The organism is Nocardioides immobilis (assembly GCF_003515065.1).
GTDB lineage: Bacteria > Actinomycetota > Actinomycetes > Propionibacteriales > Nocardioidaceae > Nocardioides > Nocardioides immobilis.
The window spans coordinates 134,059-155,375 of record NZ_QXGH01000020.1; the positions used below are offsets into that span (position 1 = coordinate 134,059).

Here is a 21,317-nt window from a genome sequence, read left to right on the forward strand (position 1 = left end):
AGTCCCCGGCAGTGCTCAAATTCCGCTCAATTCTCTTCTTTACTGATGCAGACTCCGGGGGTGACGAGCGGAAGCGACCGGGTCGGGGTGGGTGGCAGGGGCCTCCGCATCGCCGTACTCGGGCCGCTCGAGGTCACCGCCGACGCCACCCCGGTCGACCTGGGCCCGCGCAAGCAGCGCGCCGTGCTCGGCGTGCTGACCGCGCTCGCGCCCGCCGTCGTCTCCGTCGAGCGCCTGGTCGACGAGGTGTGGGGCGAGGCCGGCCCGGCCAACCCCCTCCGCAGCCTCCAGGTCTACGTCTCGGCGCTGCGCTCCGCGCTCGGGGAGTACGGCGACCGGCTCGTCACCGAGGGTCGGGCCTACCGCCTGCTCACCGACGGCGTCGACATCGACGCGCACCGGTTCAGCGCGCTGGTCGAGCAGGCGACCGCGGAGTCGGACCCCGCGCTGGCGGCCCAGCAGGTCGAGGAGGCGCTCGGGCTCTGGCGGGGCGAGGCCTGGCAGGACCTGCGCGACCTCCCCGTCGTCGGGCCGGTGGTCGTCGCTCTCGAGGCGGAGCGGATGACCGCTGCCGCGGTCCGGGCCCGGGCGCTGCTGTCCCTCGGGCGCCACCGCGAGCTGGTGCCCTGGCTGGAGCCGCTGGTCGAGCAGCACCCGCTCAACGAGGAGCTGCGGGGCCACCTGATGCTCGCCCTGCACCGGAGCGACCGGCAGGCCGACGCGCTCGCAGTCTTCGCCGAGGGTCGCGAGGTCAAGGCCGACGAGACCGGCCTCGATCCCGGCGAGGACCTGCAGCGGTTGCAGGCTGCGATCCTCGCCGACGACCCGGCGCTGCGGGTCGAGGACGTCGAGCTGCGGGGCCGGCGCCACCTGCCCGCGCCCGTCACCTCGCTGGTCGGCCGCGAGCCGGAGATCGCCGAGGTCGTCGCGCTGCTGCGGGAGCCCGACAACCGGCTGGTCACGGTCACCGGCCCCGGTGGCATCGGCAAGACCCGGCTCGGGATCGCGGTCGCCCACGGTCTGGCAGCAGACCACCCGGACGGCGTCTGGTTCGTCGCGCTCGACGCGCTGCACGACCACCGGCTGGTCGCGGGCGGGATCGCCGACGTGCTCGGGGTCGAGGCCGCCGGCACCGACCAGGTCGCGGCGCTGGTGGCGCACCTGCGGGCCCGGCGGCTGCTGCTGGTCCTCGACAACTTCGAGCAGGTGGAGGACGCCGCGCCGCTCGTCTCCGAGCTGCTGGCCGGCGCGGCCGGGCTGCGGGTGCTGGTGACCAGCCGGGTCCGGCTGCGCCTGTACGGCGAACGCGTGGTGCCGCTCGCACCGCTCGCCCCTGCCGACGCGGTGCCCCTCTTCGTCGCTCGCGCGCGGGCCGTCGACCGCCGCTTCGACGCCCCGGTGGACGTCGTAGCGCAGGTCTGCGAGCAGCTCGACCGGATCCCGCTGGCGATCGAGCTGGTCGCCGCCCGCGCGGACGAGGTGCCGCTCGACCTGCTCCGGAAGCAGCTGGCCAACCGGCAGACGCTGGACCTCGCGACCGACGGCCCGCGGGACCGCACCTCACGGCAGCGGACCCTGCGGGACGCGATCGCGTGGAGCGTCGAGCTGCTGCCGGAGGAGCTGACCCGGCGGTTCGCGCGGCTCGGGATCTTCGACGGCGGGTTCACCGCTGAGGCAGCGGAGGCGGTGGCTGGTGTGACCGCGTCCGACCTGGTGACCCTGGTGCGCGCGAGCCTGGTCGTCGACGAGCGGAACGGCCGCTACCGGCTGCTCGAGACCCTGCGGGAGTACGCCGAGGAGCTGCTGGGCTCCGAGCGCGACGCGGTCGCCGACCGGCACGCCGCGTGGTTCCGCGACTTCGTCATCGACTCCGAGGGCAAGCGGGCCAGTGTCCACGCGTGGGTGGCGATGCTGGATCCCGAGCACGCCAACCTGCGCGCCGCGATCGCCCGGCTCGCGGAGTCCGCGCTGGAGGACACGCCTCCGGGTGCGCAGCTGCTCGCCCTGGCCGGCGCGCTGGGCAGGTACTGGTACCACGTCGCTCCCGGGGGGGAGGACGTCGAGTGGCTGCCGCGGGCCCTGGCGCTCGCCCCGGACGCCGATCCGGGGCTGCGCGGGCGGACGACGTACGCCCTCGCGATCTGCCGGGGAGAGCAGGGACTCACCGAGGAGGCGATCGAGCACAGCCGTACGGCGTACGACCTCCTGATGGAGGCCGGCGACCGGGGATGGGCGGCACGGGCGCTCAACTCGCTCGCCGGCATCGTCCACGACGACGGGCGCCTGGAGGAGGCGGCGCCGCTGATGGACGAGAGCATCGCGCTGCGGCGTCAGCTCGCCGGTGAGCTGTCGCTGGCGATCCCGCTGTCGAACCGCGCGCGCAACGCCATCCAGCTCGGCGACACGGCCACCGCGCGGACCTGCCTGGCCGAGGTGCTCGAGATCGCCGCGGACGATCCGCTCGAGGTCGCCGTCTCCCATGCCCTGCTCGCCGACACCGCGCTGGTCGACGGTGACGTCGACTCGGCGGAGCGCTGGCTCGCGTCGGCCACGGACGTGCTGCTGGGGCTCGACCACCACGAGTTCCGGCTGATGGAGACCCTCGAGACCTTCGCCGCGATCGCCGTACGCCGCGACCGGCCGGCACTCGCCGCGACCCTGCTCGCCGCCGCCGACCGGGCCTACGCCGACGAGGGGTCGGTGATGGTGCCCGCCGACCTCATGCTCCGCGAGGCCCGGACAAGCGCCGCGGTCGCCGCCCTCGCTCCCGAGGTCCGTCGTACGGCGGAGGAACGCGGCGCCGCCCTCGAGCTCGAGGCCGCGGTCAGGCTGGCGCGGGAAGCGACCGGGCGATGATCTCCTTCATGATCTCCGAGGTTCCGGCGTAGATCTGGGAGACCCGGAGGTCTGCCCAGGCGCGGGCGATCGGGTACTCGTTCATGTAGCCGTAGCCGCCGTGCAGCTGGAGGCACATGTCGGCGACCTTCTGGGCGCGCTCGGAGCACCAGAGCTTGGCCATCGCCACGGTCGGGATGTCGAGCTGGCCCTCGACGTGCAGCTGGATGCACTCGTCGACGAACGACCGGGCGACCCGGGCCTCGGTGGCGATCTCGGCCATCTTGAACTTGGTGTTCTGGAAGCCCCAGATCGGCCGGCCGAACGCGTGCCGGTCGTGCACGTAGCGCATCGTCTCGTCCATGCAGATCTCCATCGCGGCGACGTTGGAGACCGCGACGATGAGGCGCTCCTGCGGGAGCTGCTGCATCAGCTGGATGAAGCCCTGGCCCTCCTCGGAGCCGAGCAGGTTGGTCACCGGGACGCGGACGTCCTCGTAGACCAGCTCGGCCGTGTCCTGGCCCTTCATGCCGATCTTGTCGAGCACCCGGCCGCGCGAGAAGCCGGGGGCGTCGGTCGGCACGATGATCAGCGAGATGCCGGCGGCGGCCTCCTCGGGGTTCGTCTTCACGACCGTGATCACCACGTCGGCCTGCGCGCCGTTGGTGATGAACGTCTTCGAGCCGTTGATGAGATAAAACTGGTCGCCCTGGCCATCCTGGATCTTGGTGGCCTTGGTCTTGACGCTCTGCAGGTCCGACCCGGTGCCGGGCTCGGTCATCGCGATGGCGCCGACGGCCTCACCGCTGGCGAGCTTCGGGAGCCACTCGTGCTTCTGCTCCTCGGTGCCGTAGGCGAGGATGTAGTGCGCCACGATGCCGCTGTGGAGCGACGCGCCCCACGAGCTGTCGCCGACGTACGCCTGCTCCTCGATCACGATCGCCTCGTGGGCGAACGTGCCACCGCCACCGCCGTACTCCTCGGGGATGGAGAGGCACAGCAGGCCGAGCTCGCCGGCCTTGGTCCACAGCTCGCGGTCGACCTGCTTGTTCGCGATGAAGTCCTCGATGTTCGGCTTGATCTCCTTCTCGCAGAACGTGCGGGCGAGGTCGCGGAGGTCGTCGAGCTCCCCGTCGGCTGAGTTCATCCAGGGCGAACGGCGTGCGGGCATCGGTGGAGCTCCTTCGAGCAGGTAATGGGTACAGGGTGTACTGGGAATCAGGGTACAAGGTGTACCCGTTATCGTGAACCCCATGGTGGATGTCGCGAAGTGGGTCGACTCGACCGTCGCGCGCCGGATCCGCAAGGTCGGCGACGATCCGAGCCGGCGCGCCCTGCTGGTCGCGGCCGCCGCCGCGGCGATCGACGAGGAGGGCCCCGCTGTCGGGATGGCCCAGATCGCCGAACGGGCGGGCATCCCCAGGCCGCACGTCTACCGGTACGTCGCCAGCAAGCAGCAGCTCGACCTCGACGTCGCGCGGCGGGCCTCGGCCGACCTGCTGGACGAGATCCGTCCGCACCTGAGGCGCCGCGGTACGCCGTACGAGGTCATCCACGGCATCATCGGCGTGACCGTGGCGTGGGCCACCGAGCACCCCAACCTCTACCGCTTCGTCGCCGCCCAGGGGCAGACGAAGACGTTGCACCAGGCCCGGACCGGGCGCAGCCGGTTCCTCGACGAGCTGGTGACAGCGATGGCCGCCTACCTCCGTCCGACCGAGGTGGCGCCGACCGCCCCTGACGGTGTCCTCGCCGGGCTGATGGGCATGGTGGACGCCGGCGTCATCTGGTGGCTCGACAACAAGGACGAGACGCAGGACCAGGTGGTCGACCGGCTGAGCCGTCAGGTCAACCTGGTGCTGGAGGACATGCTGGCCCAGCTCGGCTACGACGTCCCCGATGACCTGGTGGTCGACCCCGTAGATTGACCATGTGGGGGTTGCGTCCGGCATAGACCGCACCCAGCGCAGGGTCCCGCTGATCGGGGTCCCGCTGGCGGTCGTCTACAAGTACTTCGACGACCAGGGAAACTACCTGGCCGCGGTGCTGACCTTCTACGCCTTCATCGCGATCTTCCCGCTGATGCTGCTGGCGTCCTCGATCCTCGGCTTCGTGCTCCAGGGCTATCCCGAGCTCGAGAAGCAGGCGCTGGACTCGGCGCTCGCGCAGTTCCCCATCATCGGCAGCCAGCTCGGCCGGCCGGAGGGGCTGCAGGGGTCGGTCGGCGCCATCGTCGTCGGTAGTCTCGGCGCGCTCTACGGCGCCGTCGGCCTCGGACTTGCCCTCCAGAACGTCCAGGCCACCGCGTGGGCGGTCCCGCGCAACATCCGCACGCATCCGGTGCTGACGCGGGTCTACAGCGTGTTCCTGCTGGCCACGGCGGGCACGATGATCCTCGGGATCTCGGTGCTGTCGGCGGTCGTCACCGAGACCGAGCTGCTGGGCGCCGTGTCGTCCGCCGGGTGGTTCCACTGGCTGGTGCGACTGATCACCGTCCTCATCCTCGGCACCGTGATGACGATCCTGCTCCGGATGGCGGCGGCCAAGGCGATCAAGCACGACATCGCGCGTGCTGCGCCGGGTGGATTCACGATCGCGTTCCTCTGGCAGATGCTCCAGTGGCTGGGCACGATCTACGTCGCCCGGGTGGTCGACGCGACGAGCGAGATGGAGAAGACCTTCGGCGTCGTCCTCGGTCTGATGGTGCTGCTCTACGTCGGCGCGATCATGGGCGTGCTCGGCATCGAGGTCAACGTCGTCCTGGCGGAGAAGCTGTGGCCGCGGGCGCTGCTGACGCCCTTCACCGACCAGGTCGATCTCACCGAGGCCGACCGCAAGGCCTACGCGATGTACGCCCAGAGCATGCGGCACAAGGGCTTCCAGACCGTGGCGGTGCGGTTCGACGGCCGCGACGGCGACAGCCACGAGATCGTCCTCGACCCGCGCACGGAGGAGATCATCCGCCAGCGGATCCCCGCCGCCCCGCCGCTCCCCTCGGAGGAGGAGGCGCGGCAGCTCGATCGGGACAACCGTCCCGGGAACCAGTGACACGCGCCGAGTCGGCAATGTATAACGTGTTCTAGTTTCTGAGGAGGGACCCCCATGATCCCCACTGTCGTCTGGGGTACCGGCAACGTCGGCCGGGCCGCCATCCGCGCGGTCCACGCGCACCCGGAGCTCGAAGTCGCCGCGGTCGTCGTACGCGATCCGGACAAGGTGGGCCGCGACGCCGGCGAGCTCGCCGACCTCGGCCCGACCGGCGTGCTCGCCACCGACGACCTCGACGCCGTCCTGGCCGCCCGCCCGCGGGCCCTCGTGTACGCCGTCACCGGTGACGGCCGCGACCAGGAGGCGTTCGCCGACGTGCTGCGTGCGGTGTCCGCCGGCTGCGTCGTCGTGACGCCGTCGCTCTATCCGCTCTACGACCCGCGCAACGCGCCGGCGGAGATGATCGAGCCGCTGGAGGCCGCCGTGGCCGAGGGTGGCGGGTCGTTCTTCGGCAGCGGGGTCGACCCGGGCTGGGGCAACGACATCCTCCCGGCGCTCCTCACCGGCGTCGGTACGACGATCGACGAGGTGCGCTGCCAGGAGATCTTCGACTACTCGACGTACGACGCGGAGGACTCGGTCCGCTACCTCGTCGGCATGGGGCAGCCGATGGACTACGAGCCGCTGATGACCGCGCCCAGCGTCCCCACCATGGTGTGGGGCGGTCAGGTCCGGATGATCGCCCGGGCGCTGGGGGTCGAGGTCGCCGACATCAAGGAGACCGTCGACCGGGAGCCGCTCGAGGCGGCGGTCGAGACCGCGACGATGGGCACGTTCGACGTCGGGACCCAGGGCGCGGTCCGGTTCGAGGTCCAGGGCATCGTCGAGGGGGAGGCGCGGATCGTGATCGAGCACGTGACCCGGATCCACCCGTCCGCCGCGCCGGACTGGCCGCAGGCTCCGAACGGCGTCGGTGCGCACCGGGTGGTGATCGAGGGACGGCCGCGGATCGAGGTGACCCTCGAGGCGACCGACGAGGGCGGCAACCCCGCTGCCGGCGGCAACGCCACTGCGGTCGGCCGGTTGGTCAACGCCATCGACTGGCTGGTCGAGGCAGGGCCCGGGATCTACGACGCGTTCGACGTGCCACTGCGGCCGGCGACAGGAAGGTTGGGGAGCTGAGCATGCTGGTCATCGACATCCCGGAGGACAAGGACCCCATCGGCCACGTGTGGGGCGACCTGGTGCCGGGCATCGGCCCGGCGGCCTCGCAGTTCTCGCTGGCCGTCTACGAGCACACGACCCTCGGGCTGCGCGAGTTCGAGGCGGCGCGACTGCGGGTCGCCCAGATCAACGGCTGCGTCTTCTGCCTCGACTGGCGGACCGACCGCGACGGGGAGAAGGTCGAGGACGACTTCCCCGCCGCGGTGGAGGAGTGGCGCACGACCCGGGCGTTCGACGAGCGCACCCGGCTCGCCGCCGAGTACGCCGAGCGCTACGCCCTCGACCACCACGGGCTCGACGAGAGCTTCTGGACGCGGATGAAGGCGGCCTACTCCGACCGCGAGATCGTCGAGCTGAGCATGTGTCTCGGGTCGTGGCTCGCCTTCGGCCGGCTCAACCACGTGCTCGGGATCGACAGCGTCTGCGTGCTGCCGAGTCACTGATCGCGGAGCAGGTCCCGCAGCGTCTCCAGCGTCGCGTCGTCGAGTCCGAGGCCGTCGTGCAGGTAGCCCGTGCGGTCGCCGTACTCCTGCTCGACGGCGTCGTAGCCGGACCGCAGGTACTCGAGGTCGGCCACCAGCGTCGGCTCGTAGGACGCGACGTGCTCGGCGCCGAGGAGGCTGACGATCTCGGCCTCGACCCGGGCGCGGCTGCTGCTGGTGAGCTCGTTGGTCAGCAGGTAGTCGCTCTCGATGGTCGGATCGTCGACCCCGGCGATGTGCAGCAGCAGCGCCGCCACCCAGCCCGTGCGGTCCTTGCCGGCGGTGCAGTGGAAGAGCTGCGGGCCGCCGGTCGCGAGCTGGTGGAACAGCCCGCCGAACTCCTCCCGCGCGTCCTCGCTCTCGACGAAGCTGCGGTAGACGCGGTCCATCAGCTCGACCGCGCTGCGCCGGTCCCGGAGCTCGGCGACCAGGTCCATGGGGATCCCGGACACGTCGAAGTTGTGCCAGTCGGCGCCGGGGACCTCCACGTCGGGGTGCCGTTCGATCTCGAGCGCGGAGCGCAGGTCGAGCACCGCGCGCAGCCCGAGACCCGCCAGGGTGCCGTGGTCGGCGTCGGTCAGCCGGAGCTCGTTGGACCGGTAGAACACGCCCTGCCGGACCCGCGCCCCGTCGAGCGTCGCGTAGCCCGGGCCGGCGACATCGCGGAAGTTGTCGGCCGACGCCAGCCGGAGGATCTCGTTGCTCGAGGAGGTCACCCGCCGAGCGTAGGCGGGGCCGCGGAACGCCGCGGCGGCAAGGGGACGAACATCGAGGTGCGCCGCGCATAGTCCCGGTACGCCGGCCGCTGCATCATGTTCTCCTCGAGCGGCCGGGCGCCGGTGGCGAAGACCAGGTAGTACGTCATCGTCGCCGGGGCGACCACGGTCGCGAGCCCGGCCACCCAGCCGCTGGCCAGGCCGCCGGCGAGCCAGGTCCCCCACCAGACGCAGGCATCGCCGAAGTAGTTGGGGTGGCGGGTGAAGCGCCACAGGCCGGTGTCGAGCACGGGCGGCCTGGTCGCGCGCGGCTGCGCGCGATAGGCGGCGAGCTGGGCATCGCCGACTGCTTCGAAGAGGACGCCGACCAGCCAGACGACCGCTCCGACCGCGACCAGGGGATGCCACTCCACGTCCACGACGGCGCCGATCGTGACCGGCAGGGCGACCAGGCAGACCGCGGCACCCTGGAGCAGGAAGACCTTGCGGACCGCGACGCCCATGCCGACGTCGTCGAGCGGTCCCCCGAGCAGCCGCTTGTAGCGCGGGTCCTCGCCGCCGCCACTGCGGCGATGGATGTGCCACGACAGCCGGAGCCCCCAGACCCCCACTGCCGCGACCAGCGCCCACGCCCGCCACGCGGCCCCCTCGGCCAGTGCCGCCCCCACGAGGGCAGCGGCGACCGCGGCGAGGGCGAGGGCAACACCCCAGGTCACGTCGACCACGACGACCCGTCCCTGTCGACGCGCGATGAGGGCGGTCGTGGTCATGGCGGCGACGGCGACCACGGCCACGGAGGCGAGGGAGGCGAGGACGGCGGTCACCACGGTCGCACCAGGACCGTCAGGTGGGGAGGTCGAAGGCGGCGATCGGATCGGTCGTCGGCTGGGCGGAGCCGCCGTCCGGCTCGACGGTGATCCCGACCCAGGTCGCCCGGCTCGCGTCGCCCTCGAGGAGGACGGTGGCGTCGGCCTGGTCCGGCATCAGCCCGGCCGACACGGGGCTCCCCTGGGGCGCCTGCAGCCAGAGCTGGTAGTCGCTGCCGTCGGGCGCGAGCGCCATGTCCTCGGTCAGGAGCACGGCGCGCCCCTCCGATCGCGAGAACACGACCGTCGCACGAGACCCGTCGGGGAACCTCTGGACGATCCGGTCGGCGTCGTCGGCGGCCAGGACCCGCTCGGTGGCGGTCATCTCGCCCGGCTCGTCGTCGCCGGCCCACGGTCGCAGCCATGCGGTGGACACGAGCGCGACCAGCACCAGGGCGGCGGCGACCAGCATCGGGCCGGTGCCGAGCAGCCAGGGCCGGCGCGGGCGCTCGACGGGGGCGGGCTGGTTCCGGCCGTGCTCGGTGAGCGGTGGCAGCGGCCGGATCGCCTCGATGCCCGCCAGCACGTCGGCGCGCAGCCCGGCCGGCGGCTCGACGGCGTCGGTCGACAGCGCCGCGGCCGTCTCCCGCAGGGAGTCCACCTCGGCCCGGCAGTCGGGGCACTGACGCAGGTGCTCCTCGAACCGGGCGCGCTCGAGGTCGTCGAGGGCGTCGACGGCGTAGGCGCCCGAGAGCGCGTGCGCGTCGTACTCCCGCTGGGCGTCCCGGGTGTCCCGGGTGTCCCGGGTGTCGTCGTGATCGGTCATCGTCCAACTCCGATCGTGTCGCGGAGGCGGATCAAGCCGTCGCGGATCCTGGTTTTCGCGGTCCCGACCGGGAGGTCGAGGAGGGCGGCCACCTCGGTGTGGGTGTAGCCGCCGAAGTACGCCAGCTCGATCGCCTCGCGCTGGACCTCGGTGAGCTGGGTGAGCGCGGTGCGGACGCGCCGGGCCTCCAGCGACGCCTGCGCGGCGTCGGCGGTGGTGTCGTGGGCGACGGTCTGGTTGCGGTGGTGGTACGTCGACTCGCGCCGGCTCGCCGCCTCGGCGCTGCGCACCCGGTCCACCGCCTTGCGGTGGCCGATCGTGAGCAGCCAGGAGACCGCGCTGCCGCGCTCGGGGTCGAAGCGGCTGGCGGTCCGCCAGATCTCGAGGAACACCTCCTGGGTGACCTCCTCGGCCTGCGTGGGGTCGCGGACGACCCGGAGGACGAGCCCGTGCACGCGCGCCGCGGTGGCGTCGTACAACGCTGCGAACGCGGCGCGGTCGCCGCGGGCCGAGCGCTGGAGGAGCGCGGCCAGGTCCGGGCCGGCCCCAGCCGGCGCCCCCACGTGGGGGGCGCCGGCTGAGGCGTGCACGCCGGGATCCATGAGCTGATCCTTCCGCGTCCGTCGTGATCCGGCGAGCGTCACTTGACGCCGGTCAGGACCTTGTCGATCACGTACACGGTCGCGTTCGCCGTCGGGATGTTGCCGCAGAGCACGTTGGCGGTCACGGTGCCGTCCGTGACGGTCATCCCGTCCTCGTCGCCCTCGATGGTCAGCGAGTCGCCGGCGAGGGTCTCGTGGTCGCCGACGACCGCGTCGGTGTCCGCGTTCATCCCGACCACGTGGTGCGCCAGGATCTTGTAGAGGGTGCTGTCCTGGCCGTCGGCCATGCCGCCCTCGACCAGCCCGTTGAGGTCCTTCGGCGGGATCTCCTCGAAGGCGCCGTTGTACGGCGCGAACACGGTCAGTGCCTCGGCGCCGTTGAGGGTGTCGCCGAGCCCGTCGATCGCGCCGACCGCGGTGACCAGCGTCGTCAGCAGCGGGTTGTTGCTCGCGGCGGTCGCGACGGGGTCGTTGACCATGCCGTCGAACGAGCCGGCGCCGTCGGTCGGGACCTGGGCGCAGCCCTCCCCGAACGTCTGGGCGGCGGCGCCGTCGGCTGCAGCGGGGGCGTCGTCGTTCGCGTCGCTCGACTTGTCGTCCTCGCCGCACGCGGTGAGGGTCACGGAGAGTGCGAGGGCGGCGACGGCGATGCCGGTGCCGCGGCGGAGGTGGTTGAGCTTCATGGCTTCATGCCTTCCGGTTTCGGGGTGGTGATGTGAGTGGTTCGGAGCGGTGCGGGGAACGGATGGGTCGGGTCTCAGGCGACTTCGACCAGCAGCTCGTGGAGGCCGCTGGCGCCGTCGGGGAACGGCTCGGCGCGCGCGGCCGTCTGGGGCTCGCCGTCGCCGGACACCGCCCGGGCGGAGATCCGGTGGGAGCCGCTCGTCGCCGTCCAGCGGTAGAACCACTGCCGCCAGTAGTCGTCGCCGCCGTCGGGGCCGAGGGTCGCGTCGGTCCAGGCGCCGCCGTCCACCCGGACCTGGACCTTCGCGATCCCGCCGCGCTCCTGGGCCCAGGCGATGCCGCCGATCACGACGTCGCCCGGCTCGAGCTCGGCCAGCGCCCGAGGAGTGTCGATCCTGGCCGAGATCTTGATCGGGGCGTCGGTCGCCCAGCCGCGCTCGGTCCAGTAGGCGTCCTGCGCCTGGTACGTCGTCAGCGTCAGCCGGGTGAGCCACTTGGTCGCGCTGATGAAGCCGTAGAGGCCCGGCACCACCATCCGCACGGGGAAGCCGTGCTCCCGTGGCAGCGGCTCGCCGTTCATGCCGACGCAGATCATCGCGTCCCGGCCGTCCGTGGCGAGCGCGAGCGGCGTGCTGATCGTCATCCCGTCGAAGTCCGTCGAGAGGATCTGGTCGGCCCGGTCGCCGACGCCGGCGCGCTCGAGCACGTCGGTCAGCCGGACGCCCAGCCAGCGGGCGCCGCCGACGTACGGGCCGCCGACGCTGTTGGAGACGCAGGTGAGGGTGATGTCGCGCTCGATCATCGGCATCGCGAGCAGGTCGTCGAAGCTCAGGGTGACCGTGCGCTGGACGTCGCCGTCGATCGTCAGCGTCCAGTCGTCGGTGCCGACGACCGGGGTGTCGAGGCGGGTGTCCACCCGGTAGAAGTCGTCGTTGTCGGTGCGGAACGGCGTGATCCCGGGGACCTGCTGGTCGAGGCCGCGGGGCAGCGGGGTCGCCGGGTCGGCCGGGTCGGGAAGGGTGACGTCCTCGGGTCGGAGCCGCAGCTTGCTGATCAGCTGGCCACCCACGCCGCCGACGAGGGCGACGGCGCCGATGACGCCGGCGGCAATCAGGACGCCGCGACGGCTGCCGTCCTTGGGAGCGCCATTCCTCGGAGCGCCGGCCTGCTCGCGTGCCAGCCACACCAGGGCAAGCACCGCACCGACCGCCGCGACCGCGCTCGGCACCAGGTTGGCTACCGATGCCTCCGGGCGGGTCACGACGGCGGTCGCGGCGATCGCGACCAGCACGAGGAGCAGGCCGGCGCCGTACTGGAGGCGGCGCCGGGCCAGCAGGCCGGCGACGCCGGCCAGGACGAGGACGCCGGCGAGCACCGAGCCGACCAGGACCAGCTTGTCGGCGGAGCCGAAGGTCCGGATCGCCCACTCCTTCATCGGGGTGGGCGTCAGGTCGATGACCGCCGAGCCGACGGCGAGCACCGGGGAGGTGTCGGCATCGGTGAGTGCGGCGACCGCGTGGGCGAGACCGAGTCCGGCCAGGGTGGCGAGCACGCCGTACGCGGCCCAGATCAGTCGGGTCCTCATGGTGAGTGGTTCGGTACGGCGGGGCCCGCGGATGGGTGCACAAAGAAACAGTCAGGCTTGATTGTTTCTTGGTGGTCCACCAAGATGGAGCCCATGGCCGACAGCACCCCCGAAGAGCTCGTCCACTACGACGTCGCCGACCAGGTCGCGACCATCACCCTGGACTCGCCGCACAACCGCAACGCCCTGTCGCGCCAGCTCGTCACCGAGCTGTTCGAGCGGCTCGAGCGCGCGGACCAGGACGACGACGCGCTCGTCGTGGTGCTGAAGTCGTCCGGGCGGGTGTTCTGCTCCGGTGCCGACCTCTCGGAGGCCGCCACCACGCCGATGGAGGAGGGCGCACGCGCGATCGTCTCGCTCCAGCGCGCCATCGTCGCCCACAGCAAGCCGGTCGTCACCGTCGTGGCCGGCGCCGCCCGGGCCGGAGGCATCGGGATCGTGGCCGCGTCCGACATCGTGGTCACCGCCGACGACGCGACGTTCGCGCTGACCGAGGTGAAGCTCGGCCTCGCTCCCGCCGTCATCTCGCTCACCGTGCTGCCCCGGCTCACCCAGCGCGCGGCCGCACTCACCGCGCTCGGCGGCGAGGTCTTCACCGGCTCCGAGGCGGTGACGATGGGCCTGGCGACCAAGGCCGTCCGGGCCGACCAGCTCGACGCCGCGGTCGCCGAGCTGTGCGGTCAGCTCGTCACCGGCGCTGCGCAGGGGCTCCGGGAGACGAAGAAGCTGCTCGCCGCCGACCTGCTCGAGCGGATCGACACCAAGGGTGAGGAGCTGGTCGCGCTCAGCGCCAGCCTCTTCGGCTCCGACGAGGCCCGCGAGGCGATGACGGCGTTCCTGAACCGCAAGGCTGCCGCTAAGGGCTGACCGTGCTGACCGTGCTGACCCGGCGGGCCGGCAGCTTCGTCGTACCTGAAGTTTCGGCCCCAAATCGGCCCCACGCAGGGCCGAAAGTTCAGGTACGACGAGCGTCAGGCGACTGCCGGCTCGAGATCCTCGACCAGCTCGGCGTCGGCAGCCTTCGCCGCGTGGAACCGGCGCCCGGGCAGGGCCCAGGCCCCGATCAGCGCGGCAGCGAAGCAGAGTCCGGCCACGACCGTGCAGCCGGTGGCAAGCCCGGCGAGGAACGAGTCCTGGACCGCGGCCAGCAGGCCCGGGTCGGCACCGGCCATCCCGAACGCGACCGGCACGGAGTCGGCGGCCTCCTCGGCCCGACCGGTCGCCTCGAACGCGCTGTCGACGAGCCGGGCACCGAACACCGACGAGAAGACCGAGCCGATCACCGCGACCCCGAGGGTCGCGCCGAGCTCGCGGGTCGCGTCGTTGACGGCTGACCCGACGCCCGCCCGGGCCGGTGGGAGGACCAGCATGATCGACTCGGTGGCAGGGGTGGAGATCAGGCCCATGCCCAGTCCCATGACCACCATCTGGGGCACGATCGTCGCCCAGTACGACGTGTCGACGTCCACGGTGAGCGCGATCCAGGCCATCGCCGTACCGAAGAACGTCAGGCCGGTCACGACGACGGCGCGCGTCCCGACCCGCGGAGCCAGGATGCCGCCCGCCACCGATGCGATGGCGATCGAGATCGCGACGGGGAGGATCCGGGCGCCCGTGGACAGCGGTCCGAAGTCCCGGACCACCTGGAAGTACTGGGTGATCAGGAAGATGAAGCCGGAGAGCGCGAAGAACGTCACCGTGACCGCACCGCTGGCGGCGCTGAAGCGGCGGTCGGCGAAGAGCCGTACGTCGAGCATCGGGTGCTCGGCAGCGCGCTCGACCATCACGAACACCAGCACCAGGGCCGCGGACGCCGTGAAGCCGAGCAGCGTGAACGCGCTGTCCCAGCCGTGCTCCGGGGCCTCGATCACCGTGTAGGTGAGGGTGCCGAGCATCGCCATCGAGACCACCAGCCCGCGCCGGTCAAGGGCCGGCACCGCCGGGTCCCGCGACTCCGGGACGAGTGCGAACGCGAGCCCCGCGGCCACGAGGGCGAGGGGGACAAGTGCGAGGAAGATGCTGCCCCAGTAGAAGTGCTCGAGGAGCAGGCCGCCGGTGACCGGGCCGGAGGCCACGCCGACGCCGACGACCGCACCCCAGCCGCCGAGCGCGGCGGCGCGCTGGCGCCGGTCGGTGAACGTGTTGGAGATGATCGACAGCGTCGTCGGGAAGATCAGCGCGGCGAACGTCCCCATCGCGAACCGTGCGGCGATCAGGCCGCCGGTGGTGTCGACCAGGGCGCCGGCGACGCTGGCTGCGGCGAAGCCCAGCAGCCCGATGATCAGCGCGGGACGTCGGCCGTAGCGGTCCGACAGGCTGCCGGCAGCGAGCACCAGTGCGGCGAAGGCGAGGTTGTAGCCGTCGACGACCCACTGCAGGCCGCGGGTGCCGGCGTCGAGCTCGGTCGCGATGCTCGGCAGGGCGACGTTGACGATCGTGATGTCGAGGTTGATCGCGAGGGCCGCGACGTACACGGCGATCAGGATCCCTGCCTTGCGAGAAGTGGACGCTGTCAACATAGGTCCATCGTGCGCCTCTATGTGGACGTTGTCAACATAGAATCCGGATCGCGTTACGATGCGGCACGTGAGCTATCACCACGGCAACCTGCGCGAGGCGCTGGTCGAGGCAGCGGTGGAGCTCGGGCGCGAGCGGGGCCCGGACGGGATCGTCATCCGCGAGGTGGCCCGCCGTACCGGCGTCTCCCACAACGCCGCCTACCGCCACTTCGCCGACCGCGACGAGCTGCTGCACGAGGTGACCCAGGTCGGCCTCGACGGGCTGTCGGCCGCGATGCTGGCGCGGGTCAAGCGGGTGCGGGTCAAGGACCCGGTGGAGCGGGCGCGACGACGACTGCGCGAGGTCGGCAAGGCGTACGTCGACTACGCGCTCGCCGAGCCCGGACTCTTCGCCGTCGCGTTCAGCGGTCCGTCGTTCGGTGATCTCACCGGTCCCTACCAGCACCTGACCGACGCGCTCGACGAGTGCCTGGCGGTCGGGTACCTGCCGCCGGCGAAGCGGGAGGGCGCGGAGCTGACCTGCTGGGCCGGTGTCCACGGCTTCTCGATGCTCCACAGCACCGGACCGTTGCGGGACGTGCCGCGACGCCAGCGCGACGCCGACCTCGGTCGGCTGCTCGACCGGCTCGACGAGGCCCTGAGGGCGTGAGCCGCGCCGTCAGTTGTGCCGGACCCGCGGACCGAGCCGGGGCTGGTTGGCGTTGAAGCCGGCGTCGATGCGAGCGTCGTCGATCACGTTGACGGTCGGGGTCTCGTGGCGCATCCAGGCCCCGAACCGGATCCATGCGGGGCGGCCGATGCACGCTCGTGGCACCGTCACCACCACGCGTTCCTTCCGGGGCACCGCCCGGCCAAGCAGGCCGTCGCAGTCGAGCACCTCGGCGGATCCGTGGAAGAGCGACGTGATCGCCGGGCCCTCCTCGCGGTCGTAGTGCACCGACCACGTCTCGCCAGGCGTACGGACGTGCCAGCTCGCGATGTAGTCGGTGCGCGCGAGGCGCCGTACCTGCAGCCAGAGCGTCACTCTCGGACCGCGGTGGACGGTGCCCGCCCGCACGATGTCGTGGGTGCGGTTGTCGGGCGCCAGCGTGGGCACGCCGCCGCCCGCCGGGGCACGGTAGACGTCGCGTGCGGCGTCGGTCGTGGTCTGGCGCCCGGCCGACGCCGGCGTCGCAACGGCGACCACGGCGACCACCGCGACGAGGAGGACTGAGAGGTGTCGGAGTCGGGACATGGCGGATCCTTGTGCGGCGGGCCATCAGTGTAAAGTTGGGAACTTGCTGCCAACAGAGCAGCGCGGCAGGACTCGGTTCAGGAAACACAGCGGGGGCAGCATCGGTGGCAGATCAGCTGGTCGATCGCGAGGTTGCGTCGGAGCAGGCGTTCGTGGACCGGGTGTACCAGCAGCTGGAGCGGGCCGGAGTGGCCGCGCAGCAGCTCGCCAAGGAGGGTCATTCCCGGGGACGCCTCGGCCACGAGGGCGGTCTGGTCGAGCGCGACGCGATGGTCTTCCAGGCCGCGAAGCGGATCGCCCAGCTCGATGCGGCTCATGAGGGCCTGGTCTTCGGCCGGCTGGACATGACCGCTGCTGTGGACCCGTTGCCGCGGTACGTCGGGCGGATCGGCCTGCGTGACGACAACCACGACTCGCTCATCATCGACTGGCGTGCCCCGGCCGCCGCGGTCTTCTACCAGGCGACCGCCGCCGAGCCGCACGAGGTGATCCGGCGCCGGGTGCTGCGCTGCACCGGCCCGCGGGTGGTCGGCGTCGAGGACGAGCTGCTCGACGCCGAAGCGCTCACGGATGCCGAGGCCGCGGGTCGCGAGCTGCCCATCGTCGGCGAGGGCGCGCTGATGGCGCAGCTCTCGCGGGCCCGCGACCGGTCGATGCACTCGATCGTCGCCACCATCCAGGCCGAGCAGGACAAGGCGATCCGCGCGCCCAGCAAGGGCGTCGTGTCGATCTCCGGAGGACCGGGCACCGGCAAGACGGTCGTGGCGCTGCACCGCGCGGCGTACCTCCTCTACAACGAGCGACGTCGCTACGAGTCCGGTGGCGTCCTCATCGTCGGCCCCTCGGGCGTCTTCATGCGCTACATCGAGCGGGTGCTGCCGTCCCTCGGCGAGACCGCGGTGGCGCTGCGTTCGCTCGGTGAGGTCGTCGACGGCTTCCGGGCGACCCGCCACGACGAGCCCGCCGTGGCCGACGTCAAGGGCTCCGAGCGGATGGCCGAGGTCATGCGTCGCGCCGCGCGCCAGCAGGCGCCGGGCAGCCCGACCGAGTACCGCGTGTTCTTCCGGGACGACCGGATCCACCTCGACCGCGGCGCGCTCGGCCGGGTCCGTCGCCACCTGATGTCCCAGGGCCGCCGCAACAAGCAGCTGCCGCGCGTCTCCGCCGCGCTGCTCGACGCGATGTGGCGCCAGGTGCGGGGCGAGCGGGGTCGCGAGCACGGCCGGGAGAAGTTCGACGACGAGATGCTCTCGCGCAACGACTTCCTCGACTTCGCGCTCGGCTGGTGGCCGCCGCTCGATGCCCCGACCGTGCTGTCGTGGCTGCGCGACCCGGAGTTCCTGGCCCGGGTGGCGGAGGGCGTGCTGTCGACCGAGGAGCAGCGGCTGCTGCTGAAGTCCTGGAGCGGTACGACGGCGACCGTCAACCTGTCGATCGAGGACATGCCGCTGCTCGACGAGCTGCGCTACGCGCTGGGCGACGTGCCGCATAAGGCCGACGACGAGCGCGACGACCCCGTGTCGCTGATCGAGGGCGCCGTGGATATCCAGGAGCTGATGACCGCGTCCGACCGGGAGTACGCGCCGTCGGGGCGGGCCTGGTCCGCGCCGACCCACAGCATCGAGGACGACCCCTTCGCCCACGTGCTCATCGACGAGGCGCAGGACCTCACGCCCATGCAGTGGCGGATGGTCGGCCGGCGTGGCCGGACCGCGTCGTGGACGATCGTCGGCGACCCGGCGCAGTCGTCCTGGCCGGCGCCGGAGGAGGCGGCCGCGGTGCGCGCGGCCGTGCTCGAGGGCAAGCAGATCCACGAGTTCCACCTGTCGACGAACTACCGCAACTCAGCGGAGATCTACGACTTCGCCGCCGCGTACGCCGGACGGGTGGGACTGAACGCGGACCTGCCCGAGGCGGTACGCCGTACCGGTGCCGAGCCGACGGTCATCACCGGGTCGGCCGATCTCGAGGCCGCGACCCGCGAGGCGGTGGTCGGCACGGCCGGCCGGGTCAACGGCACCGTCGGCGTCGTCGTACCTGCCGCGCGCCGGTCGGAGGTCAACGCCTGGCTGGCTTCCTGGCCGGAGCTCGCTGACGACGCCCGCGGCGCCCGCGCGGCGATCGACTCGTCGGTGCCGCCGTCGGGTGACGACCGCGTGGTGGTGCTGACCGGCCTCGACACGAAGGGCCTCGAGTTCGACGGCATCGTCGTGGTCTCCCCGGATGAGATCGAGGCCGAGTCGGCGACCGGTCGCGCCACCTTGTACGTCGTGCTCACGCGTGCGACGCAGCTGCTGACCACCGTCAGCTGACCGTGAGCTGACCGTCAGCTCGCGGTCTCGCGCAGCAGTACCAGGACCGCGAGCACCCGGCGGTTCACGTGGTCGGACGGGTGCAGCTCGAGCTTGCGGAAGATGTTCGAGCACACCGTCTCGACCGTCTTCCCGGCGACGTAGAGCTCGGCCGCGATGGCCGCGTTGGAGAAGCCTTCGGCAATCAGCTCCAGCACCTCCAGCTCGCGCCGGGAGAGACGGTCGAGCCGCCGTACGGGCAGGTGCGCCCGGGGTTCCGAGATGGCGAGAGTCACGGCAGGACCGGTCCGCCCCGGAAGCGACGGCCCTTGCGGGGGCTCGGGACGAGCGACGCGCCGGTGAGCGCGAGCACCTTGGCGCCGTTGACTCCCGTCTCGCTCGCCTCGCTGGCCTTCCTGAGGATGGCGAGGACGCCGGCCTGGGTACGCCGGAGCTGGTTGAGGGTGTCTGCGAAGACGTCCTCACCGTTGCGGACGTCCAGCTGGGCCTCGCACATGCGGATCCAGCGGGCGCGGAGCGCCTTGAGCAGGCCCTCGGGGCTGCCGAAGTACGGCGCCCACTCCTCGCGCCAGGGCAGCGCCCCGGTCATGTCCTTCTCGGCGGCTGCTTCGACCTCGCGGAAGATGCGGGTCCGGGCGTGGGTCTCGTTCCAGGTCATTGCTGTGGTCCTTCCGGGGAGTGCGGTGGGGAGTCACCGCTGTGGTTCACGGAAGGAGGAGCGGCAGGCGGACTGGCCTGATACAGGGAAAATCCCGTGTATCAACAAGGCTGCGCCGATGCTCCTCTTTGCGGGACGATGCATCTGATGGAAACGACAGATCCGCTCGCGACTCTCGTCCCCGCGGCGCGGGAGGGGGACCAGAGTGCTTGGAATGCGATCGTCGACCGATTCCTACCGCTGGTGGGCGCGATCATCCGCCGCCACCGGCTGTCCGAGGCCGACGGCGACGACGTCAGCCAGACGGTGTGGCTGCGCCTGGTCGAGCACCTCGGCGCGCTGCGCGAGCCGGACGCTCTCCCGGGCTGGATCCGTACGACGACCCGCAACGAGTGCCTCCGCGTCCTCGCCGCCCGCAGCCGGACCCGCCCCGTCGACCCGCAGGACAGCGGCGGCCTCGACGCCGTCGCCGGGGATGTCGCGGACACGGAGCTGCTCGCGGCCGAACGCCGCCAGGCCCTCCGCGAGGCGCTCGCCGAGCTGCCCGCCGGCCGCCGCGAGCTGCTCCTCCTGCTGCTCACCGACCCCCCGTTGGCTTATGACGAGATCAGTGCCCGGCTCGACATCCCGATCGGTTCGATCGGGCCGACGCGCGCCCGCGCCCTCGAACAGCTACGACGGACCCGCGCCCTGCGCGGTCTCGGACCCGACCCGGTGGGGGGTGTCGTGTGATGACTGACCCGAACGAGCTCAACGACGACGAGCTGATGGCCGAGCTCGCGGCCGCGGTTGAGGAAGAGGCGGCCGTCTCCGACCGCCGCCGGAACGCCGCGCGGATGGCCTTCACCTGGCGCACCGTCGACGCCGAGCTCGCCGAGCTGCTCCACGACTCCGCGCTCGACGCCGGCGCCGCGGTCCGTTCCAGCGGCAGCCCCTCCGGAGCCCCGCGCACCCTGACCTTCGTCCGCGGCGCGATCACCCTCGAGATCGAGGTCGACGGCGACGCCCTGCTGGGCGAGGTCGTCGACGACGCTGGGGCTGGCCCCGCCACGGTCACCCTGCAACGTCCGGACGCCGACGACCGCTCTGTTGAGGCCGACGCTTCCGGGTTCTTCCGGTTCGACGGTGTCGAGCCCGGGCCGGCGCGGTTCGTGGTCACCCGTGAGGGCTGGTCGCTCACCACGCCCTGGGCGACGATCTAGGGCTACCTTGCGCCTGTGCTGAACATCCGGGGGTCCGTCGCCGCGAGCCTGGCCGCGTTGGTGCTGCTCAGCGGGTGCGAGTCAGGGACAGAGCCGGATGCCGATGAACCCACGACGTCCGCAGACTCCCCAGGCCGCGAGGACGCGACCGCGCGCGGGCTCGCGGCCGCGATGATGGCGCACGTCGAACAGTCGGACATCACGTCGGTCTCCGGGTCCGGTCAGGGCGGAAGGCTCCTCGTCAGCATCGGCCTGCATGGACCCGACGCCTCCAGCGTCTTCGTGCTGGTGTCCGAGGAATCGCCCGGAAGGAGCACGTGCGGTGGCGACGACGGCTTTGTCCAGGTCGACTGCACGGTCGGACCACGTTTCAGCGAAGTGGTGGAGAAGAAGCGCGTCGGCCCACGTACGCCGGTCTACCTCGGCCGGGCCGAGAGCGCCGCGCGCGGGGACGTCCTGGTGGAGATCTTTGGCCGTCCGTCGAGAGCCGCCCTCGCGCTGGTTCGGGCTCTGGTGGCCGACCCGCTGGTCGGTCTGGAGACATCGGCAACGTTCAACGACCGGGGCGAGGAGATCGAGGACTTCGCCGACCTCGAGATCACGTCGGACCACAACGTCATCGACTAACTCGCGCTCCGTCGGCG

Annotated in this window: 22 protein-coding genes; 11 read left to right on the plus strand and 11 right to left on the minus strand. The window is 71.9% G+C overall.

The window, feature by feature from the left end; genetic code table 11:
* Positions 1-60 precede the first annotated feature (60 nt).
* The gene (locus tag D0Z08_RS16910) at positions 61-2,856 is read left to right on the plus strand and encodes an AfsR/SARP family transcriptional regulator (protein ID WP_182481354.1); all 2,796 of its coding nucleotides are present in this window, start codon (positions 61-63) and stop codon (positions 2,854-2,856) included.
* Here D0Z08_RS16910 and D0Z08_RS16915 read toward each other — a convergent pair.
* On the minus strand, positions 2,825-4,006 hold the full coding sequence (locus D0Z08_RS16915) for an acyl-CoA dehydrogenase family protein (protein WP_118926419.1): 1,182 nt from the start codon (positions 4,004-4,006) through the stop codon (positions 2,825-2,827). The two genes, D0Z08_RS16910 and D0Z08_RS16915, sit on opposite strands and share 32 nt — an antisense overlap.
* Positions 4,007-4,088: 82 nt before the next feature.
* Here D0Z08_RS16915 and D0Z08_RS16920 point away from each other — a divergent pair, with 82 nt between their 5' ends.
* Genes D0Z08_RS16920 through D0Z08_RS16935 form a run of 4 tightly spaced genes read left to right on the plus strand, consistent with a single transcriptional unit; the run spans position 4,089 to position 7,490 of the window.
* Positions 4,089-4,763 (plus strand): TetR/AcrR family transcriptional regulator, encoded by a 675-nt coding sequence (locus tag D0Z08_RS16920; protein ID WP_118926420.1) that lies wholly within the window; start codon positions 4,089-4,091, stop codon positions 4,761-4,763.
* Between the two features lie 4 nt (positions 4,764-4,767).
* Entirely contained in the window at positions 4,768-5,883 is a 1,116-nt protein-coding gene (locus D0Z08_RS16925; RefSeq protein ID WP_245994048.1) for a YihY/virulence factor BrkB family protein, read from the plus strand.
* 54 nt (positions 5,884-5,937) lie between these two features.
* Positions 5,938-7,005, plus strand: coding sequence for an NAD(P)H-dependent amine dehydrogenase family protein (locus D0Z08_RS16930; protein WP_118926421.1), 1,068 nt, complete (start codon positions 5,938-5,940; stop codon positions 7,003-7,005).
* A 2-nt stretch (positions 7,006-7,007) separates the two neighbouring features.
* Positions 7,008-7,490 (plus strand): carboxymuconolactone decarboxylase family protein, encoded by a 483-nt coding sequence (locus tag D0Z08_RS16935; protein WP_245994050.1) that lies wholly within the window; start codon positions 7,008-7,010, stop codon positions 7,488-7,490.
* Here the strand turns inward: D0Z08_RS16935 and D0Z08_RS16940 are convergent.
* From D0Z08_RS16940 to D0Z08_RS16965, 6 genes are all read right to left on the minus strand, one after another.
* Positions 7,484-8,245, minus strand: a complete 762-nt coding sequence (locus D0Z08_RS16940) for a tyrosine-protein phosphatase (protein WP_118926422.1) — start codon at positions 8,243-8,245, stop codon at positions 7,484-7,486. The two genes, D0Z08_RS16935 and D0Z08_RS16940, sit on opposite strands and share 7 nt — an antisense overlap.
* A complete protein-coding gene (locus tag D0Z08_RS16945; protein WP_245994052.1) occupies positions 8,242-9,072 on the minus strand; it encodes a DUF1295 domain-containing protein in 831 nt (276 codons plus the stop codon). The genes D0Z08_RS16940 and D0Z08_RS16945 overlap by 4 nt, the downstream gene beginning before the upstream one ends.
* 16 nt (positions 9,073-9,088) lie before the next feature.
* Positions 9,089-9,877: an anti-sigma factor gene (locus D0Z08_RS16950; protein ID WP_118926423.1), complete on the minus strand. Its 789-nt coding sequence runs from the start codon at positions 9,875-9,877 to the stop codon at positions 9,089-9,091.
* The gene (sigK, locus tag D0Z08_RS16955; protein ID WP_118926424.1) at positions 9,874-10,479 is read right to left on the minus strand and encodes an ECF RNA polymerase sigma factor SigK; all 606 of its coding nucleotides are present in this window, start codon (positions 10,477-10,479) and stop codon (positions 9,874-9,876) included. Before sigK ends, D0Z08_RS16950 begins: the two co-directional genes overlap by 4 nt.
* Before the next feature lie 38 nt (positions 10,480-10,517).
* Positions 10,518-11,162: a fasciclin domain-containing protein gene (locus D0Z08_RS16960; RefSeq protein WP_118926425.1), complete on the minus strand. Its 645-nt coding sequence runs from the start codon at positions 11,160-11,162 to the stop codon at positions 10,518-10,520.
* 74 nt (positions 11,163-11,236) lie between these two features.
* On the minus strand, positions 11,237-12,748 hold the full coding sequence (locus D0Z08_RS16965) for a molybdopterin-dependent oxidoreductase (protein ID WP_118926426.1): 1,512 nt from the start codon (positions 12,746-12,748) through the stop codon (positions 11,237-11,239).
* Positions 12,749-12,841: 93 nt separating this feature from the next.
* Between D0Z08_RS16965 and D0Z08_RS16970 the strand changes: the two genes are divergently transcribed.
* Positions 12,842-13,615: an enoyl-CoA hydratase-related protein gene (locus D0Z08_RS16970; protein ID WP_118926427.1), complete on the plus strand. Its 774-nt coding sequence runs from the start codon at positions 12,842-12,844 to the stop codon at positions 13,613-13,615.
* Between the two features lie 104 nt (positions 13,616-13,719).
* On the opposite strand, the gene D0Z08_RS16975 is transcribed toward D0Z08_RS16970, so the two are convergent.
* Positions 13,720-15,267 (minus strand): DHA2 family efflux MFS transporter permease subunit, encoded by a 1,548-nt coding sequence (locus tag D0Z08_RS16975; protein WP_118926428.1) that lies wholly within the window; start codon positions 15,265-15,267, stop codon positions 13,720-13,722.
* Positions 15,268-15,334: 67 nt separating this feature from the next.
* Here D0Z08_RS16975 and D0Z08_RS16980 point away from each other — a divergent pair, with 67 nt between their 5' ends.
* Entirely contained in the window at positions 15,335-15,916 is a 582-nt protein-coding gene (locus tag D0Z08_RS16980) for a TetR/AcrR family transcriptional regulator (protein ID WP_220454223.1), read from the plus strand.
* A gap of 9 nt (positions 15,917-15,925) precedes the next feature.
* Here the strand turns inward: D0Z08_RS16980 and D0Z08_RS16985 are convergent, their stop codons facing one another.
* Positions 15,926-16,501 (minus strand): hypothetical protein, encoded by a 576-nt coding sequence (locus D0Z08_RS16985; protein ID WP_118926430.1) that lies wholly within the window; start codon positions 16,499-16,501, stop codon positions 15,926-15,928.
* Between the two features lie 104 nt (positions 16,502-16,605).
* Between D0Z08_RS16985 and D0Z08_RS16990 the strand changes: the two genes are divergently transcribed.
* Positions 16,606-18,813, plus strand: coding sequence for a HelD family protein (locus tag D0Z08_RS16990; RefSeq protein WP_118926431.1), 2,208 nt, complete (start codon positions 16,606-16,608; stop codon positions 18,811-18,813).
* 14 nt (positions 18,814-18,827) lie between these two features.
* Here the strand turns inward: D0Z08_RS16990 and D0Z08_RS16995 are convergent, their stop codons facing one another.
* On the minus strand, positions 18,828-19,088 hold the full coding sequence (locus D0Z08_RS16995; protein WP_118926432.1) for a response regulator transcription factor: 261 nt from the start codon (positions 19,086-19,088) through the stop codon (positions 18,828-18,830).
* A complete protein-coding gene (locus D0Z08_RS17000; RefSeq protein ID WP_118926433.1) occupies positions 19,085-19,471 on the minus strand; it encodes a hypothetical protein in 387 nt (128 codons plus the stop codon). Before D0Z08_RS17000 ends, D0Z08_RS16995 begins: the two co-directional genes overlap by 4 nt.
* A 147-nt stretch (positions 19,472-19,618) precedes the next feature.
* Between D0Z08_RS17000 and D0Z08_RS17005 the strand changes: the two genes are divergently transcribed.
* From D0Z08_RS17005 to D0Z08_RS17015, 3 genes are read left to right on the plus strand one after another with little or no spacing between them, the layout of a single operon-like run.
* Complete coding sequence (locus D0Z08_RS17005) at positions 19,619-20,203, plus strand: RNA polymerase sigma factor (protein ID WP_220454224.1); 585 nt, start codon at positions 19,619-19,621, stop codon at positions 20,201-20,203.
* Positions 20,203-20,673, plus strand: coding sequence for a carboxypeptidase-like regulatory domain-containing protein (locus tag D0Z08_RS17010; RefSeq protein ID WP_118926435.1), 471 nt, complete (start codon positions 20,203-20,205; stop codon positions 20,671-20,673). The genes D0Z08_RS17005 and D0Z08_RS17010 overlap by 1 nt, the downstream gene beginning before the upstream one ends.
* Positions 20,674-20,688: 15 nt before the next feature.
* Positions 20,689-21,300: a hypothetical protein gene (locus D0Z08_RS17015; RefSeq protein WP_118926436.1), complete on the plus strand. Its 612-nt coding sequence runs from the start codon at positions 20,689-20,691 to the stop codon at positions 21,298-21,300.
* Positions 21,301-21,317: the final 17 nt, after the last annotated feature.